We start from the raw sequence: 17,501 nt of genomic DNA, 5'->3' as shown, positions 1-17,501 counted from the left end.
ATTTGTTTTTTTCGGCGCTGCTGCCTGGGAATAAGCGTCACTAAAAGCTGTTATCAGCTATGTTTAACAACTTTACTTACGAAACCCTGAGCTGCCCCTGTGCATAAAAAAAGCTACCAGTAAGGTAGCTTTTAATTATGTGAAAAACAAAAGGATTATTTCTTTTTCTTAGCCGGGGTTGCTTTTTTAGCAGGAGTTGTTTTGCTCAATCTGCTTTCCTGATCAGCCAGTTGAACGGCTTTATAAGCATTTACAATTCCACCGTATACGGCCAGTTCCGACATGTTAACATCAGGACCTCCGCCGGGGTTTTTAACGTTGCCTGCCGGTTTGCTGACACTTTTTTCCAGGATGTTTTTTACCTGCACTGCCGATAGGTTAGGGTAGTAGCTCATAATAAGTGCTGCCACACCCGATACTACCGGTGCGGCCATGCTGGTTCCCTGTAAATCTGCATAAGTATTACCCCCCGGTACGGTAGAGTAAATCTTCACGCCAGGCGAAAATATATCTACTTCCTTCTTCCCGTAGTTAGAGAAGCTGGCCGTTAACCCACCTGAATTTTTATCACCGCTGGCGCCGATAGTGATCCATGTTTGCGGCCTTTTGCCATCTGCAAACTTCGCCGAAGGGAAATTATAAGCAGTATCTACGTTAGCGGCATCGTTACCCGCCGCATGTACCAGTAATACATTTTTACTTTCGGCATATCGAACAGCATCGTCTACCCATTTTTTTTCGGGAGAAAAACCTTTCCCAAAGCTCATATTGATAACACGTGCACCATTATCAACGGCATACCGTATGCCCAACGCTATGTCTTTATCATGCTCATCACCGTCGGGAACAGCCCTGATGCTCATTAGCTTTACGTTGTCTGCCACGCCGTCCATGCCCAATCCGTTATTGCGGGCAGCACCCACAATACCGGCAACGTGCGTGCCATGCTTTGCCGACTCATTATCTACATACACATTGCCATTGCCATAAAATTTGTCGTTGATGTCGGCATAATTATCCTGTACAATATCTCCCCTGTAATTAGCCGGAGGAGTTTGTCCTGCAGCCGCTTTAACTAAGTCACGGGAGGACAGTTCAATCAACTCGTTATTCGTGATCTCCTGTGTATTATTTAATTTACAGGTACCCATCATTACCTGCTTCAATTGATGGGCGGCCGCATTAAGCGGGGTGTAGTTAGCTAAATCGTTACAGGTGTAAATATCTTTTTTTAGGTCCTTTTTTATAATAGAATCACCCTCTTTCAGTACTTCCACTAATAAGGTCATATATTCAAACTCTTTGGGTTCCATCAGGTTTTTATCAATTTCCTGTTTAGATCTTAACCAGAGTTTGTAGCTTTCTTTGTCGGCTGCAGGAATTTCTTTTTCAGATTTCCCTTCGAACTGTTTTTTGTATTTCCAGTACACGCGGGTACCTTCATAGCTGTCTTTGGTTACATTTTGTTTACCATCCTTACTGCCTAAAAAATTCCATCCGTGGATGTCGTCTATATAACCATTTTTATCATCATCGATGCCATTTCCGGGTATCTCTTTGGTATTCACCCACAAAACCGGTTTCAGATCTTCATGGGTGGTATCAATTCCTGAGTCTACAATACCCACTATAACAGGGGTGCTTTTAAGTCCCTTTGACTTTAAAAAGTCATAAGCCTGATCCAGGCTGATTCCATAGTAACCATCTTTTTTAAGGTCTTTTAAATGCCAGCCTTTTGGCACGCCTTCATTTTTATCGGGGGCTGAATCCTGGGCAGCAACATTAACAGTAAAACTACCGGCAATCAAAACAACACCTAGCGCACTAAATACTCTTTTCATGCAAAACAATATTTTTAATAAAACAATCTACAAAAATAATGCACAGAGCGTAAAGAATATCATAAAATGATAAACGGGGTCAGCGGCGTTTTAATGGTTAATGGATGGAAGAATCATACAGCTATTACTGTTGGACGCCGTATAATAGGGAATAACGCATGATAGTTTAGCCCAGGTCGAATTGAATGCCCTGCGCCAAAGGTAGTTGGGTACTGTAATTAATGGTGTTGGTTTGCCGGCGCATATAATTTTTCCAGGCATCGCTGCCGCTTTCCCTGCCGCCACCTGTTTCTTTTTCACCGCCGAAGGCGCCTCCGATTTCTGCACCCGAAGTACCTATATTTACGTTGGCGATACCACAATCGCTGCCGTTATGGGCCAGGAATTGCTCTGATTCCCGGATGTTATTGGTCATGATAGCCGAAGAAAGGCCTTGTGGTACGCTGTTTTGAATGGCGATGGCTTCTTCCAGTTCTTTGTAACGGATCAGGTAAAGAATCGGTGCAAAGGTTTCGGTGTGTACAATCGGCAGGTTATGGGCCACCTCGGCAATACAAGGGCGCACATAGCAACCACTGCTAAAGTTTTCTCCTTCCAGCATGCCTCCTTTAACCACAAATTGTCCGCCCTGTTGTATACAGGCAGCAATGGCGTTATTGTAGGCGTCTACGGCAGCTTTGTCAATCAGGGGACCCACATGATTGCGGGTATCCAATGGATCGCCGATCTTTAATTGCTGGTAAGCTTTAACCAGCTTTTCTTTAAAAACGTCATAAATGTCTTCATGGATGATCAGCCGCCGGGTGGTGGTGCATCTTTGCCCGGCCGTACCTACTGCGCCAAAAACGGCGGCGGGTATCGCAATATTCAGGTCAGCATCTTTAGAAATAATAATGGCGTTATTCCCACCCAGCTCCAGTAAGGATCGGCCCAGGCGTTGCGCTACCATTGTGGCCACAGCCTTTCCCATCCGGGTAGATCCCGTAGCAGATACCAGCGGAATACTGCAGTCAGCAGCCAGCCATTCGCCGGCTTCAGCAGTGCCATTGATCAGGCAGGAAACACCTTCGGGCACCTGGTTTTCTCTAAAAACCTTCGCTACAATATGTTGACAGGCAATGCCGCAAAGCGGCGTTTTTTCGGAGGGCTTCCAGATGCAGACATCGCCGCAAACCCAGGCCAGCATAGCATTCCAGCTCCATACTGCAACAGGAAAATTGAAAGCTGATATAATACCTACAAGGCCTAATGGATGATATTGCTCATACATTCTGTGCCCGGGCCGCTCGCTATGCATCGTTAAACCGTGCAGCTGGCGACTTAAACCTATCGCAAAATCGCAGATATCGATCATTTCCTGCACTTCTCCGAGTCCTTCCTGCAGGCTTTTTCCCATTTCATAGGATACCAGTTTGCCCAGGTTTTCCTTGTTTTTACGCAATTCCTCACCAATCAACCGAACCATTTCTCCGCGTTTGGGTGCAGGCCACAGCCTCCATTCTTTAAAAGCCTGCTGCGCTTTTTGAATCACCTCTTCGTAATCGGCGCGGGTAGTAGCTTGCACGGAACCAATAAGTTTTCCATCAACAGGAGATAAGGATCGTATGTTGTTGTTACCTGCTGATAACCATGATTGCCCTGTACCAGTTCCTTTATTTTCAGAGGTAATACCCAGCTTTTGCAGAAATTCCATATAAAATCGTTGTTAATAGTCATAAAGTTATGTGTTTTATCACTCAAATTAGTGATGAGGCAATTTGCAAGTTTCCTTTCATTTGGTGTACCTTACTTAACTAAATCATCTAGCTATGTCTACGCCCAGTATTCCCAGGGACTATACCCATCATATTGTACCTGAAAAAACCTTTGATGTTGATGTGGAAGGAGGTTTGGATACGCGCATGTCCGGAGCCTTCGGAGCGCAGCATTCAGGTAGTTTAAATACCATTATGAGTGGCAATCTTGCTACAGACAATAAGGTAAAGCTAACGGGCGATGCTAAGGAGCCGGTGGCTACCGATAGCAAAATAGAAATTTTAAACCTGCCGCGCTTTACCTTACAGGATATAAAAGATATGCAAAAGGTACGAGTGCATATTCCTAATTATTCCAATGTCTGCTTTAAGATATTTGGTGTAGAAATGTTTAGTATTTGTATGAATGGTGAAGCCCAGGTTATAACAGAGCCTTATGTACCCAATGCAGCCGAAAGATGCGAAGATAATTGCTGCGAACCTGATACCAGGCCCTTTCCGGAAAGAGGTTCGCAAAACGATCCAATAATAAAGGAAGCTAAAAAGTAAAAACCACCATTATGCTTACGGTAACCTCAAAATCTTTTTATGAAAAAATTCAGGTAGAAAATGAGGAAGTGATACTGAACGGCCCTCCTGATTTTTTGAGCGGACAAATTACTATTAGTAACCGCCAGGAAGAAAAATTAAGTGTAAAGGAATTACCCCTGCAAGCGGTTGGCAGAAGCTTCGGTGGTAATCTTGGGCAAAGCCTCCAATTAGGTTTAAGATTAAAACCTAATGAAACACGTAAAGAAAGCATCACCCACCTTATCGATCCGCAAACCCCGCCCGGGGTTTATGAAGGCACCATATCAGTCGGTGGTGCAACCAGGAAACTAAAGCTGATCGTTCAAGCCAGTATAAAAGTTGATGTAACGCCCGTTGTATTTACCTTTCAGGGCACAGCGCCCGGTAAGGCTCATACCACTTTCATCACATTGACCAATAATGGTAATATGCCCTTTCAGATACCTGAGGTAAAGCATGTGACTATGGTCGACATGGATTATTTGTGCAGGGCAACCGCAATTGCTATTAGAAGTGATGGCGCATCAAAAAGTTATGAGGCAATGATGGATGAGCTTACCCGTAATGTTTTTAAAAATATGACAGACTGGTTGAATGCGTCCATTAAAGAAGCAGGACAAGTGTTGGATCCAGGTGAGAAAAAGCTGGTGGAACTGACACTAACTCTACCTGAAAACGCCCATATGGACCGTGATTACAGTGGCGAGATACGGCTCTGGGACCAAGTAATCAGCTACACTATAAAATCGCACAACCCTATTAAGCCATCAAAAAAATAATGACATGGAAAACAATAGTTCAGCCAGGCTGCAGCAAACACTTACTGACAATCTGAAGCAGATAACAGATATGTCTTTATCGTTTGCAAAACCGTTGATGGATAATTTGGTAAACAATTTTTCTATACTGAGCCAATCTGCTTTAGCGGGTAATACGCCCATAAAACTTCCACAATTTAAATTACAAAGCGATGACTGTTGTACGTCTAAAAATGATTGCCCGCCACATTGCCTGTCAAATATTAGTCGGAAAGCGATGGTTGGCGAGCGCATTATTGTACCATTCATAATAAAGAATCATTGCAATACCTCCAAAACTTATCGTGTAGGTGTGCGTGAACTTAAAGATCTGGACGGTCAGTTAGCACCTTCCCAACCGGTTTTAAATAAAACAGCGGTAACACTGGATGCCGGCCAGCATGAGCGGATATTGATGGGTATAGATCTTTCGAAGTTTTCCGAGGGTAAAATCTATGCTGCTGAAATTGTTTTAAGAGAGAAAGAATACAATCAAAATGTCTGCTTTACCTTGTATGTAGAAGATGAGGAGGGTGTTACTGTTACCCCGTTGGATGAAAAGAAATACAAGCTGAAATGGCAAAGCTGGAAAGATCATTTTTATTGTGAAACCAGGCCCGGCCCGCAAAGATCTTAAGCTTGAAATGTATGTAATTGTTCTTGTTTTTTGCTAAACCATTCAAAACATTATGAGCGAAACGAATACCTCTTTGAAAAAAGATTTGGAAGAGCTGGTAAACAAAACCATTGAAGCTAACCAATTATTCATTAAAGAAAGTGGAAACCTGTTTCAGCAAGTAGCAGGTGATAAGGGAGGGAAAACAGCTACCTCATTTATTCAGCGCGATTTTTTTTTCAAAGCTATAAATGCTTATGTCAGCCTCAACATACAGCATGTAAAAAATATGATCGATTTGGGCATTTCCCTTACGAAAAGCGTAGCCCGATCATCGGACAACGATGGGTTTCCTGATGGGAGGGAGGATTATAGACCCGAAGCAGAACCGGCTTTTGTACTGCAGGGTAAGTCAAAAGCAGGAGAAGCTATACAATTGCAGTTTGTTATAGATAATAGCAAACAGACCGATGTTACCTGCGAACTGATCAACAGTCCCTTTATATTGCAGGATGGTCTTATAGAAAATAATACCTTCAAAACGTCGTTTACACCGCAATCTTTTTCGCTTATGCCTGATGCATCCCAGTCTGTTGTTATAGACATCAGTAGTTCAAAAAACACAGCGCCTGGTTTGTATATCAGCAATGTGCAGGTGAAGGGTTTTGAGCCGGCTTTCTTTTCAATTCAAGTCACCATCCATTAAAAGGTATCGAATGCCTGTTAAGCAAAATAATAAAAAACAAAAAGAAGGCAGCCTGTTTGGCGCTTTGAATCCTGACGAGATGATTTCCAACGCCAATAAGGTATTGAGTGCTGCTGTAAATGTGCTTGAAGAGGAAATAGCAGCCGGCATATTGGCTGCCAAGAAGATTGAAACAAAAATTATTGATGTCGATAATATCAGGGAAGATCCGCAGGACCTGATGAACCGGATTCGCAGGGATGTACATGAAGCTGTTGATTTACTAATGGATTCTGTAACCGCAATTACCATGCAGTTGGGTGTATTGACCCAAGGCACGAAAACCAGACCTGCAACTGCTGCAAAGAACGAAAAACAAAAGAGTACGGAAATACCCATTATCCAAAACCTGAAACCAGCTGCAGCGGGAGATGTGGTTACATTAAAGCTTGCTTTAGCAAATATGGAAAGTAAGCAGCCCGTAAATATACGGTTGCGAAAAGTTGATCTGAACGGGCCGTTATCTCATACAATTCCGGCGAACCATATTACCTTGAAGCCCGCATCTATCACCTTAAACACTGGCCAGGAAAAAGAAATCAGCATACAAATAAAAGTTCCGCCCAACATATTGGCAGGGCAGTACAGCGGCCTGTTTGTTGACACTCAAGACAGCGCCAATAAAGCGATCATACATCTTGACGTCATCTAAAATTGAAAGCATGTATGATGATGTTATGAAAACCATGTTGGCTGAATACGGCGCAATAACCTTGAAAGGAATTCATCATTTTATACCTGATAAAGAACCTAAAAAGTATTTGTACGACCTGGTTACAGACTATCCCAACCGGGGAGGAAAGGGTTTCAGACCGGGTTTATGTATTGCTTCCTGCCGGGCTCATGGTGGTACTTTAGCTCAGGCAATAAACCCAGCCGTGACATTAGAGTTACTACATAATGCCTTTTTAATTCACGATGATATTGAGGATGAAAGCTTTTACAGGAGAAATAAGCCTGCCATGCATCGTTATACCAGCCAATCAATAGCCGTCAATGTAGGAGATGCCATGCATGTATTAAGCTTGTACCCTTTATTAAAAACGAAAGAACACATGGGGCACGCTATTACCGAAAAATTATTCCTGGAAATAAGACATATGGTAACCGAATCGGTAGAAGGACAGGCTATGGAATTAGGCTGGAGGCAGGACAATATTTGTGAGTTAAGTGACACAGATTATTTACGTATGATTTTAAAGAAAACCTGTTGGTATACTTGTATACACCCAATACGTATAGGCGCTATCATTGGTAGTAACGGAAAAGTGGATCCCGATATCTTCAATCGCCTGGGATACTATATGGGTACTGCTTTTCAAATACAGGACGATGTTTTAAATCTTTTAGCTGAAGAGAAAAAATATGGAAAAGAAATTGGCGGCGATATTATCGAGGGCAAGCGCACTTTAATATTGATTCATTTGTTACAGCGATGCAATGAAACGGAAAGAAAAAAAATAAAGGCCCACCTGGCCAAACCTATCAAAGACAGGAGCCAGGTAACTGCCCATTATATATTGAATCTGATGCAGCGGTACGATAGTATTAATTATGCTAAGAATATTTCTAAATATATGGCAGGCGCTGCGTTGAAAGAATTCTATACCATTTTTTCGCGCCTCAAGGATTCCAGAGATAAAACATTCATGGAGAGCATTATTCTTTATATGATAAATAGAGATTATTAGCTATGATCAGCATTAAGAATAAATATGATTTTGATTGCGATGTGTTGATAGTAGGGGGAGGGCCTGCCGGTAGTGGGTTAGCATATCATTTATCAAAGGCCGGTACTAAAGTAATAGTTGTGGAAGCTGCAACATTTCCCAGGGATAAAGTATGCGGCGATGGCATAAGCCCGATAGCGCTGGCCGAACTTCATGCAATGGGCATCACCGACACCGATAGGTTTAAGCGGGCAAACGAAATAAGCCAGGTGGGACTATTTATTAAAAACGATAAGGTTGTTGTAAACCTGTCCAAACCTGATCACCTTCCGCATCATGCCCGTATTATACCCAGGCTTGAGTTGGATAGCTGGATATATGAAGCAGCAAAAGAAGTGGGCACCCGGTTCCTGGAAGATACCCGGTTTTGCCGGTATCAGATAACGGATTTGGGCGTAATTACATTTTTAAAAACGGGCAGCCGCCATTTTGCCGTAAGCTCCAAAATTATTATTGGCGCAGATGGAAGCAGTTCAGGTGTCGCCCGTCAGTTGCATGGCGTCAAAAGCAGTGATCAGTTTCAATTGTTGGGGTTAAGGGCCTACTATGAAGAAGTCAGCGGACCGAATAATCGGGTCGATATTTTTTTCTCCAAAGAAAGCTTCCCCGGCATTTACTGGATGTTTCCAAAAGGAGAAAAGGGAGCTAATATCGGTATGGCAATGGTTTCCGCAACGCTTCCTCAAAAACCGGCACACGTAAAGCAATTGCTACAACGTCATATTGAAAACAATGAAGATATCGCGGAGCGGATTGGCGCAGGGAAATTGCAGGGTAAGATTTTGGGTTGGCCTATAACTTTCTTTAATGCCGGCAGTATTTTAACTGATAACCGGATCTTATTAGTGGGAGATGCTGCTGGCTTAATCAATCCTTTAAGTGGCGATGGTATACAATATGCGCTGTTGAGCGCCCGCTGGGCATCAGAAGTTGTAATACAAAGCGTTGCATTAAACGATTTCTCCGCCGGTCAACTAAAGGCTTACCGTACTAAAGTAGACAAAGAGCTGGCCTACGACTTTGCTTTTTCTAATTTTTTAGTGCAGTTTGCCAGAAATAAAAGCTTGTCCGCTGTTTGGATGGAAATTATTTCAACGTTGATTGCACGTGCTAAAGTAGACAAACCGTATGCAGATACTATTGCAGGTATTTTTGAAGGAACATACCCCTCTTACAAAGCCTTAAATGCAGAGTTTATTGCTAAATCGCTGCTTCAGGGCGGCATCAGAGGCTTCGAATCTATGTTGTCGATGGCTCAAAATCCAGGCTCGGTATTGGCCACTGGTAATCATATTGTACAATCGGCCGGCCAATTTTTAAATGAAATCAACTCCACCAGCAACGAACAAGCAAAATGGTTAGGCGCTCTTTTAAACAGAGGATTATCTGTTGCCGGACACACTATCAATCATTTGATTAACACTAGAACTGCCAACAAATAATGTCTCTGATTCTCTGTAAAAAAATTACTACATATCAATCTATGCCCTATCTTTGATTTTTAATGAAGCTTTCAACGCAACACTTGCTCGGCATTAAAGACCTCACGAAAGAGGATATTTCTCTTTTTTTAGATACCGCCACTCAATTCAAAGAAGTTTTACAACGGCCGGTTAAGAAAGTACCCTCTTTAAGAGATGTTACTATCGTAAACCTGTTTTACGAGAATTCAACAAGAACCCGCATTTCTTTTGAGCTGGCAGAAAAAAGATTATCGGCCGACACGATCAATTTTACCGCTTCGGGTTCTTCTGTGTCCAAAGGCGAAACCTTACTCGATACGGTAAACAATATTTTATCCATGAAAGTGGATATGGTGGTTATGAGACATAGTGCCAGCGGCGCCCCGCATTTTTTGTCGCAGCATATTCCCGCAGCCATTGTAAATGCCGGCGATGGTGTGAATGAGCATCCCACACAGGGTTTGCTGGATGCTTTTTCGATCAGGGAGAAAGTTGGCAAACTGGAAGGAACCAAAGTGGCGATCATAGGCGATATTACCCATAGTCGCGTAGCAATGAGTAATATGTACCTGTTGAAGAAAATGGGTGCAGAAGTAACATTGTGCGGTCCGCCCACGCTGATCCCCAAACATGCAAAGGAGGCTTTTGGTGTTAATGTAAGTTATAACCTGGAGGAGACTTTGAACTGGTGCGATGTAGCCAATGTGTTGCGCATACAACTCGAAAGACAAAACCAGGTATTGTTTTCTTCCTTAAGAGAATACAATCTTAGTTATGGCATCAGCCGCAAATTGCTGGAAGGGTTAAATAAAGATATAGTGATCATGCATCCGGGACCTATCAACCGAGGGGTAGAACTGGATAGTGATGTAGCCGACAGCGGACAGTCCATTATTTTGCAACAGGTTGAAAATGGGGTAGCGGTACGTATGGCCGTTTTATATCTGCTCTCGAATAAGAACAATTAATAGTGAATAGTGAATGGTGAATAGTAAATAGGAAATAGGAAGTAGTGAGTAGTGTCTTGTCCTGGTATAGGTTGACAGTTTTTATATTAAAAAACTGACGGATGACGAAGATATCCATTAGAGAACAGGTTCGGTATAGTATTAGCTTTAAGCAAAAAGTTGTCAGAGAAGTGGAGAAAGGGTTATCAGTAGAGTCTGTTCGCAGGCGGTATAATATCGGCGGGGGCAGTACTATTCAAAATTGGATCAGACAATTTGGTAAACATCATTTATTAAGTAAAGTGTTAAGAGTGGAGACGCTTGAAGAAAAAGACCGTTTAAAAGAATTGGAAGCTGAAGTAAAAAAGCTGAAGCTGGCCTTGGCAGACAGCATGTTGGAGAAGCAAGCTTTGGAGACACTAATCGACATAGTGGATGAGCATTATGATACAGATGTAAAAAAAAATTTCGCACAGCAGTCATCCGCATGTGTGGGGAGAAAGGGCAAAAAGTAAATCGGCTGTGTTTGTACTTTGGTTACAGCCGTTCGGGTTATTATAAATCGCTGAGAACAATTATTCAATCGGATTTAACAGAGGCTGTAGTGGTAGATTTAGTAGGTTCGGTTCGGCGTTATCAGCCGATGATAGGAGGTAAAAAACTGTATTCGTTATTAAAAGCTGATTTGGCAAAACCGGGCAGTAGAGTTGGTCGCGATAAGTTCTTTGATATACTACGCAAGCAGAAGTTGCTGATAAAAAGAAGAAGGAGGTATGTTACTACAACGGATTCTTATCATCGCTTTCGCAAGTATAACAATAAGGTTAAAGATCAATTACTTACAGGACCCGGCCAGGTAATTGTAAGTGATATTACTTATTTGAGGACGTCGAGCGGGTTTGTATACCTGTTTTTGCAAACAGATGCCTGGTCTCGAAAGATCACCGGCTGGCATTTGAGTGAGAGTTTGGGTATTGCTGGAGCACTAAAAGCTCTTGAGATGAGTATCCGGCAGTATCCTTCGACGCTGGGAACGATCCACCATTCCGATCGGGGCATCCAGTATTGTTGTGATGCTTATGTGTCAGCACTACAGGAGGCCGGAATGGAAATTAGCATGACTGAAGAAAATCATTGTTACGAGAATGCACAGGCAGAAAGGGTAAATGGGATATTGAAACAGGAATTTCTTTTAGATAGTGTATTTGCCGATAAGCAGGAAGCATTTAAAGCAGTGAAAGAGGCCATATATACTTATAATTACCGCCGTCCCCATTGGTCTTTAAATTTAAGAATACCTATACAGTTACACAATGCAGCATAGTATGTCAAACCAGGAAGATGCGCTCGCCGCGCGGGCGGTGTAATTCTAAGGTTAACTTTTATTAAATAATGAAATTTGAAACAATATTATTAACAAGAAAAATGTCCACTTTTTTCAGGACATGACATAGTGAACGGGATGGATGACTGTGAATTGATTTAAGTTGAAAAATATCCAATATGTGTTCTCTGTTATCTCCAATATCAAGTATCAAACATCAAACATCGAGCATCCAGAATCCAATATCTATCATCTAGTCTCTAATATCTAATATCTGCGCAATGTCTGAAAGAATCTGTCTGTTTCCCGGAACCTTTGATCCCATCACGTTGGGGCACGAAGATATCATTAACAGGGCGCTGCCTTTATTTGATAAAATAATTGTCGGCATCGGATTTAATACGTCCAAGAAACCCATGTTTTCCACCTCGCAGCGTTTGCAATGGATCAAAGATATTTATGGAAATGCGGATAGGGTGCAGGGTGCCGTTTATGAAGGATTGACCGTTAACTTTTGTAAAAAGGTAGGCGCGAAATTTATACTCAGAGGCATACGCTACGTGAGCGATTTTGAATATGAAAAAACAATTGCAGATGCCAACCGGGCTTTAGATAAAGAGATCGAAACGGTATTCCTTACCGGCGAGCCTAAATATACTTCAGTGGCTTCTACAATTGTTCGTGATATTATAAAGAACGGGGGAGATGCCAGTCCTTTCTTGTCGCAGGTGGTGTGCGACTCTTTAAAAACAATACCGCTGGCTGGATAAAAGATTACTAACTTAATGATATCTGGAAAGTAATGGGTTGTTTCCGGTAGGCTTTTACCTCCCTTTTATTTTGAATTGCGGGCGCCCATTTACCGGAAGCTTTAATTACTCGCATCGCCTCCTCTTCCATTCCATATCCATGCTTCGTCAAAGGCTTTATATCACTAACAGTGCCATCTTTATCAACAATAAACTGGATAATGGTGGTATAGTTACCGGGCTTTGCGCCGTTTTCGACCGGAACTACGCCGTTCAGGTTTTTTTCTAAAAAGCTGCGCCAGTTGCCCGGATAAGCAGCATCTATTTCTACTTTGGTGAAGACTTCAGGCTGTTGTAGTTTGGAGGAAATGGGCGATGGTGAATCAGCTAGATTTATACTTTTTCCTTCAGCCGTTTCAGACGTAAATTTCACTACCTTGAAATTGACCTGTTGTATCCGGTACGATTTAACAGGTATACTTTTACCTTCCTTATTATTGTTATTAATAGCCGGGTACCAATCTGGTGATTTCTTTAAAATACGTATTACCTCTTCTTCCATGCCATACCCTTCATTTGTGATGGATTGGATATCTGAAAGCTTTCCATCTTCGTTAACTGTAAAACGGACCAATATCTCGTAGTTGCCAACTGCCGCTCCTTTATCAGTTGGAATTTGGCCATCTAAGTTTCTTTCCATAAAACTTATCCAATTGCCTTTGAAGGCAGCATCTACATCCACTTTGATTTCCCCTTCTTTTAGTACCTTTTTAGGAGGTTCCTTTAATTCAAAACCGGTAACCGTAATAGGGCTTAACATGCGATACCGTCCGCCGCCTGTTACATGATATGTACTTGCGTCATTGATTTTTTTATCTGTAATGTCTTTTTGAGTTTTTGGAAGGGTATCTTCAATAACGGTAACAGCTGTTGCCTTGTTTACATCAGTTGAGATGGCAGGATATTCAACATGCTGCTCAGTCATACTCAAACGCTCAGGTACAATGTTGCTGATTTCTTTTTCATAAGTAAAAGCAAACAATGCAATGGCAGTTGCTGCAACCGGAAGTACCAACAGTTTTCTCAGCCACTGGTACTGTGGCTTTTTAGATGATGTTAGCATAGTAATTCTTCTTTTTAATTGATTATGAAAAAATGGGTTGATTAGTTGTTGATGCCTGGCGCCTATGGCCCTTATCAGTAATAGTTCTGCGTAGGAAGCGGCGTCGCTATCGCTCGCAGCATGCTGATCGGCCAGGAACTCCTGGATCGTCTTCAACTCTTTACGGTATATATAAAAGAAGGGATTGAACCAGCAAAAGCTTAGGATGATTTCCGTAAAAAGCAGGTCGAAGCTATGTTTGCTGCGTATATGGTACATTTCATGTTTAAACATGTGCATGCCTTCTTTGGACTCGAGTTCTGTACGGTCATGCCAGAACAACCACCTAAAGAAAGAGAAAGGCGCATCGGGGTGCGAGGTTTTTATAAACCGGATGTCTTCGATAATTGTGCTCGCAGCAGCCTTCTTAATACTGATAATGTGGAAAACAGCCTTCAATAGCCTGAAAAGCATCCAAAGTACAACGCATCCATAAAAGACATACAGTAGCTGCGTGTAAGCAAACCGTTTTGCGGCAGCCGTAACAACAACTGTTTCTCCGCTACTTACAAAATTGTAAATGGGGTTATTGTTTGTTTCACTCACAATCACAGGTATTTTAAGCAACGGCAACAAAAGGCTCAGCGCCATGGCAAACAGCAGGTAAAACCGGTTGTATTGGTGAAATTTTTCATTGCGCAGGAAGAAGTGATAATAACCGTACAATATTCCTGAGCAGGCAATCATTTGAAGTAAGTAGGTTGCCATGGACTCTTGTTTATTCTTCAGTAATTTGAAAAGTAAGAGGTTGCTTACGATAAGCTTTCACCGATTCACCATCTTGCACAGCTGGGGTCCATTTGCCGGAAAGTTCTATAACTCTAATAGCCTCTTCTTCCATTCCATATCCATGATGTGTAAGCGGTGTAAGGTCACTCACATTACCATTTTCGTCCACTACAAATTGAATAATAACAGTAAAGGTTCCGGGAGACGCTCCATTGTCCACTGCGACCTGTCCGTTAATGTTACGTTCTAAGAAACTTCGCCAATTACCATCGTATTTTGCATCTATGTCAACTTTGGAAAATATTTTTGAGTGTAGTTGGTTGCTATTTTTTTCGACGGTAGCAGATCGCAACTCAGCGGATTTTTTAATGACAGCTACAATTTCTGTTTCCCGTTGATCGGGAGTATTTTTTGTGATACCGGCTGTGTTAAGTTTCGTTTTAGTTGTTAACGGCGTTGAACTTATTTTGGTTTCTGTTTTTGCGTCTGCAGATTTACATCGGATAATTAATAAAGATGCGGTTAAAACAAAAACAGGTACAATTAATAATTGTTTTAGCCAATGATGGCTTGTTTTCTCTGAGGATAGTAACATGGTGATTCTACGTTTTAAAAATGTATTAAAAAATGGACTTGTAAGTGAAGAGGAATTCGTGCCCATAGCTCGTAGAACTAATAGTTGGGCATAATTGGCACTGTCATCTTTTTCCACTGCGTATTTATCGGCCAAAAACTCCTGAATGACTTTCATTTCTTTTCGATAGATGTAAAACATAGGGTTGAACCAAAAAATACATAAAACAATTTCCATGAAAATGATGTCCAAAGTGTGTTTGCTGAGGATATGGTAATGTTCGTGTCTAAACATTTGTTGACCTTCTACCGACTGCAATTGCGTCTTTTCGTTCCAAAATAGCCAGTTGAAAAAAGAAAAAGGTGCGTCCGAATGGGGGGTGTCTATAAATAAGATATCTTCTACTTTTTTCTTTGTGCCATGCGCTTTAATAAAGAATATTTTTCTGATACTTACTATTAATCTGCTTATTAAAGTGATGGATATTAAAGTGTAAACTACGTATAATAATAAGCGCCAATTAAATCCAGTTTCGACTGTAACAACTACATTATCCTCAGTTGTCATTAAATAATAAAGCGTGTTAGACATCATTTCTGTTTTTACGAAAACAGGCACTTTTATCAGTGGAACAATAAGACTACAGGCTATTGCAAAGAGCAGATAAAACCGGTTATACTGGTGAAATTTTTCATTGCGCAGGAAAAAGTGGTAATACGTATATAATACACCCGAGCAGGCAATCATTTGAATGATATAGGTAAGCATACGGCTATTTTTGTTGGTTTTTAATTTGCTGCAATAAGGCTTCCAGCTCTTCAATGCTCAAATTATTTTCCTTTACCATAAAGGATACCACATTACTAAAAGAGCCCTCGAAATATCCTTTGACCATTTGCTTCATGGTTTTTTTCGAATACTCTTCCTTTGTTATGGCTGCTGTGTATTGATGTTGCCGGCCAAATACATTTACCGTTACGAACTCTTTTTCTACTAATATTTTTAATATGGTAGCCACGGTGTTCTGATGCGGTTTGGGAACCGGCATATTATCCAGCAGCTCTCTTAAAAACTGTGGCCCGTTGTCCCATAAAATATGCATGATCTGTTCTTCGGCTTTAGTAAGTTGTTTCATAATAGTAATTGATTCTGGCAGCAATTTAAAACTAATTTTTTAGTTTACAAACTATTTTTTTAGTTATATCTTCTTATGTAAAAGCTACCTTAATAAATGATTAAATAAATCATCATAACTGATTTATTTGGAATGTTATAACAAAAATGTTTCCTTTGGGTACTCTAAACCAATTACAATGAAATATACATTTCAGCTGCTGTGTAGCTTAGTTTTACTTATTGCACCATACCATTTTACAAATGCCCAGGGAACCGAAACCTTCGAGATGGCTACAGTTGGTGCTACATCGTTTACCAATAATGGACAAACATTTAACCTTACCACCAATGCACCTGCCTTTTTTATAGCCAATTTTGCCGGACTGGGTTATGGAGCTTCCAATCGTTTCATACATCTGAATGACTCTTACGGATCAGTGTCTGCTATTTCCGTTCCGTCAGGAAGTTTCAAGCTCAACAATTTTTGGTTTTATGTAACCGGAAATGCAGAACAAGACCCAGGCGCTCCCAATCCGTCAACTGGTCCCGGCTCAGTCACTTTCACAGGCATATTTCGGGGTGCAACCCAGTTTAGTTTTACAAAAACAACCGGCTTTGCCACTACATTCGCCTTACCGGGAAATGGCTTTGGATTGATCGATTTTTCCACTGAAGGGGGTACTGATAATACCAATGTTTCAATAGATCAGCTTCAAATAACATTAAGTTCCAATTTCGATTACTTTGCTATCGATAATTTTAACTGGACCCAGGGCGCCTTGCCTGTTACCTTCGGTTCGATAACTGCATCGGTTACCAATGAAAATGGTCTTGTTACCTGGGAAACCCTCTCTGAAAACAATAATGATCATTTTGAGGTGCAGGTATCAACAGATGGGAAGGCTTTTACAACCGTAGCCTCAGTTGTATCAAAAGCCCCCGGTGGCAGCTCTGATAAAACGATCACCTACGAAGCCGGTCTTAATTTTAAAGACGCGGCGGCTACCGCCGGTATGTACCTGGCGTCCTTGCTATTATTAGGAGTGGCTCATGTTAAAAGGAGACGCTTTGTCCCTGCACTGATGCTTGCGCTTGGTGTAGCGGGAGGGCTGGGCTGTTCAAAAAATAATAACGGCATACCAGTCGATGGGGAAAAGTACTACCTGCGTATAGCGCAGGTTGATAAAGATGGTGGAAGAACTTTTAGTAAAATAGTGATAGCAGAAAGGACGAACTGATGTGATCAGTACAAGGTTCATTATATACCCGGATATTATGGATCATCGGGGAGTAGAAAAGTTGTAACATTACCATTTGCTGCTTTATGCCTATAATGTTCACAGGGTATTGCACATTTTAGCTTATTTTGCACACTATCAATTTT

General features: G+C 41.5%; 17 protein-coding genes. 12 read left to right on the top strand and 5 right to left on the bottom strand.

What is annotated here, in order from left to right; genetic code table 11:
* Nucleotides 1–155: 155 nt before the first annotated feature.
* On the bottom strand, nucleotides 156–1,841 hold the full coding sequence (locus U0035_RS03060; protein ID WP_114792873.1) for a S8 family peptidase: 1,686 nt from the start codon (nucleotides 1,839–1,841) through the stop codon (nucleotides 156–158).
* Nucleotides 1,842–2,007: 166 nt separating this feature from the next.
* Nucleotides 2,008–3,534 (bottom strand): L-piperidine-6-carboxylate dehydrogenase, encoded by a 1,527-nt coding sequence (amaB, locus tag U0035_RS03055; protein ID WP_114792872.1) that lies wholly within the window; start codon nucleotides 3,532–3,534, stop codon nucleotides 2,008–2,010.
* Nucleotides 3,535–3,649: 115 nt separating this feature from the next.
* On the opposite strand from amaB, the gene U0035_RS03050 reads away from it, so the two are divergent.
* From U0035_RS03050 to coaD, 11 genes are all read left to right on the top strand, one after another.
* The gene (locus tag U0035_RS03050) at nucleotides 3,650–4,144 is read left to right on the top strand and encodes a hypothetical protein (RefSeq protein ID WP_114792871.1); all 495 of its coding nucleotides are present in this window, start codon (nucleotides 3,650–3,652) and stop codon (nucleotides 4,142–4,144) included.
* An 11-nt stretch (nucleotides 4,145–4,155) separates the two neighbouring features.
* Nucleotides 4,156–4,944 carry a COG1470 family protein gene (locus tag U0035_RS03045; protein WP_114792870.1) on the top strand — a complete coding sequence of 263 codons (789 nt, stop codon included), beginning with the start codon at nucleotides 4,156–4,158 and terminating at the stop codon, nucleotides 4,942–4,944.
* A 4-nt stretch (nucleotides 4,945–4,948) separates the two neighbouring features.
* Nucleotides 4,949–5,599: a hypothetical protein gene (locus tag U0035_RS03040; protein WP_114792869.1), complete on the top strand. Its 651-nt coding sequence runs from the start codon at nucleotides 4,949–4,951 to the stop codon at nucleotides 5,597–5,599.
* Between the two features lie 52 nt (nucleotides 5,600–5,651).
* On the top strand, nucleotides 5,652–6,284 hold the full coding sequence (locus U0035_RS03035) for a hypothetical protein (RefSeq protein ID WP_114792868.1): 633 nt from the start codon (nucleotides 5,652–5,654) through the stop codon (nucleotides 6,282–6,284).
* Nucleotides 6,285–6,294: 10 nt separating this feature from the next.
* A complete protein-coding gene (locus U0035_RS03030) occupies nucleotides 6,295–6,975 on the top strand; it encodes a COG1470 family protein (protein ID WP_114792867.1) in 681 nt (226 codons plus the stop codon).
* Nucleotides 6,976–6,985: 10 nt separating this feature from the next.
* Nucleotides 6,986–8,014 (top strand): polyprenyl synthetase family protein, encoded by a 1,029-nt coding sequence (locus U0035_RS03025; RefSeq protein WP_211316545.1) that lies wholly within the window; start codon nucleotides 6,986–6,988, stop codon nucleotides 8,012–8,014.
* Between the two features lie 2 nt (nucleotides 8,015–8,016).
* Nucleotides 8,017–9,495 (top strand): geranylgeranyl reductase family protein, encoded by a 1,479-nt coding sequence (locus tag U0035_RS03020; RefSeq protein ID WP_114792866.1) that lies wholly within the window; start codon nucleotides 8,017–8,019, stop codon nucleotides 9,493–9,495.
* Nucleotides 9,496–9,557: 62 nt separating this feature from the next.
* Nucleotides 9,558–10,484, top strand: coding sequence for an aspartate carbamoyltransferase catalytic subunit (locus tag U0035_RS03015; protein ID WP_114792865.1), 927 nt, complete (start codon nucleotides 9,558–9,560; stop codon nucleotides 10,482–10,484).
* Nucleotides 10,485–10,585: 101 nt separating this feature from the next.
* Nucleotides 10,586–10,978, top strand: a complete 393-nt coding sequence (locus U0035_RS03010; protein WP_114793349.1) for a transposase — start codon at nucleotides 10,586–10,588, stop codon at nucleotides 10,976–10,978.
* Nucleotides 10,979–10,989: 11 nt separating this feature from the next.
* Nucleotides 10,990–11,787, top strand: a complete 798-nt coding sequence (locus U0035_RS03005) for an IS3 family transposase (protein ID WP_162818026.1) — start codon at nucleotides 10,990–10,992, stop codon at nucleotides 11,785–11,787.
* Nucleotides 11,788–12,068: 281 nt separating this feature from the next.
* The gene (gene coaD / locus U0035_RS03000; RefSeq protein ID WP_114793162.1) at nucleotides 12,069–12,557 is read left to right on the top strand and encodes a pantetheine-phosphate adenylyltransferase; all 489 of its coding nucleotides are present in this window, start codon (nucleotides 12,069–12,071) and stop codon (nucleotides 12,555–12,557) included.
* A 7-nt stretch (nucleotides 12,558–12,564) separates the two neighbouring features.
* On the opposite strand, the gene U0035_RS02995 is transcribed toward coaD, so the two are convergent.
* Genes U0035_RS02995 through U0035_RS02985 form a run of 3 tightly spaced genes read right to left on the bottom strand, consistent with a single transcriptional unit; the run spans nucleotide 12,565 to nucleotide 16,136 of the window.
* Nucleotides 12,565–14,406: a M56 family metallopeptidase gene (locus tag U0035_RS02995; RefSeq protein WP_114793161.1), complete on the bottom strand. Its 1,842-nt coding sequence runs from the start codon at nucleotides 14,404–14,406 to the stop codon at nucleotides 12,565–12,567.
* 10 nt (nucleotides 14,407–14,416) lie between these two features.
* Nucleotides 14,417–15,769 (bottom strand): M56 family metallopeptidase, encoded by a 1,353-nt coding sequence (locus U0035_RS02990; RefSeq protein WP_114793160.1) that lies wholly within the window; start codon nucleotides 15,767–15,769, stop codon nucleotides 14,417–14,419.
* Between the two features lie 4 nt (nucleotides 15,770–15,773).
* Nucleotides 15,774–16,136: a BlaI/MecI/CopY family transcriptional regulator gene (locus tag U0035_RS02985; protein WP_114793159.1), complete on the bottom strand. Its 363-nt coding sequence runs from the start codon at nucleotides 16,134–16,136 to the stop codon at nucleotides 15,774–15,776.
* Between the two features lie 178 nt (nucleotides 16,137–16,314).
* Between U0035_RS02985 and U0035_RS02980 the strand changes: the two genes are divergently transcribed.
* On the top strand, nucleotides 16,315–17,355 hold the full coding sequence (locus U0035_RS02980) for a hypothetical protein (RefSeq protein WP_114793158.1): 1,041 nt from the start codon (nucleotides 16,315–16,317) through the stop codon (nucleotides 17,353–17,355).
* Nucleotides 17,356–17,501: the final 146 nt, after the last annotated feature.

The sequence above is a fragment of the Niabella yanshanensis genome, assembly GCF_034424215.1.
Lineage (GTDB): Bacteria > Bacteroidota > Bacteroidia > Chitinophagales > Chitinophagaceae > Niabella > Niabella yanshanensis.
The sequence above is the reverse complement of the archived record's forward strand: the minus strand, read 5'-3'. Positions and strand labels throughout refer to the sequence as shown.

Bases quoted from the DNA above. Each gene is read 5' to 3' on its own strand.
- U0035_RS03060 (WP_114792873.1), bottom strand. From the start codon at position 1,841: ATGAAAAGAGTATTTAGTGCGCTAGGTGTTGTTTTGATTGCCGGTAGT.
- amaB (WP_114792872.1), bottom strand. From the start codon at position 3,534: ATGGAATTTCTGCAAAAGCTGGGTATTACCTCTGAAAATAAAGGAACT.
- U0035_RS03050 (WP_114792871.1), top strand. From the start codon at position 3,650: ATGTCTACGCCCAGTATTCCCAGGGACTATACCCATCATATTGTACCT.
- U0035_RS03045 (WP_114792870.1), top strand. From the start codon at position 4,156: ATGCTTACGGTAACCTCAAAATCTTTTTATGAAAAAATTCAGGTAGAA.
- U0035_RS03040 (WP_114792869.1), top strand. From the start codon at position 4,949: ATGGAAAACAATAGTTCAGCCAGGCTGCAGCAAACACTTACTGACAAT.
- U0035_RS03035 (WP_114792868.1), top strand. From the start codon at position 5,652: ATGAGCGAAACGAATACCTCTTTGAAAAAAGATTTGGAAGAGCTGGTA.
- U0035_RS03030 (WP_114792867.1), top strand. From the start codon at position 6,295: ATGCCTGTTAAGCAAAATAATAAAAAACAAAAAGAAGGCAGCCTGTTT.
- U0035_RS03025 (WP_211316545.1), top strand. From the start codon at position 6,986: ATGTATGATGATGTTATGAAAACCATGTTGGCTGAATACGGCGCAATA.
- U0035_RS03020 (WP_114792866.1), top strand. From the start codon at position 8,017: ATGATCAGCATTAAGAATAAATATGATTTTGATTGCGATGTGTTGATA.
- U0035_RS03015 (WP_114792865.1), top strand. From the start codon at position 9,558: ATGAAGCTTTCAACGCAACACTTGCTCGGCATTAAAGACCTCACGAAA.
- U0035_RS03010 (WP_114793349.1), top strand. From the start codon at position 10,586: ATGACGAAGATATCCATTAGAGAACAGGTTCGGTATAGTATTAGCTTT.
- coaD (WP_114793162.1), top strand. From the start codon at position 12,069: ATGTCTGAAAGAATCTGTCTGTTTCCCGGAACCTTTGATCCCATCACG.
- U0035_RS02995 (WP_114793161.1), bottom strand. From the start codon at position 14,406: ATGGCAACCTACTTACTTCAAATGATTGCCTGCTCAGGAATATTGTAC.
- U0035_RS02990 (WP_114793160.1), bottom strand. From the start codon at position 15,769: ATGCTTACCTATATCATTCAAATGATTGCCTGCTCGGGTGTATTATAT.
- U0035_RS02985 (WP_114793159.1), bottom strand. From the start codon at position 16,136: ATGAAACAACTTACTAAAGCCGAAGAACAGATCATGCATATTTTATGG.
- U0035_RS02980 (WP_114793158.1), top strand. From the start codon at position 16,315: ATGAAATATACATTTCAGCTGCTGTGTAGCTTAGTTTTACTTATTGCA.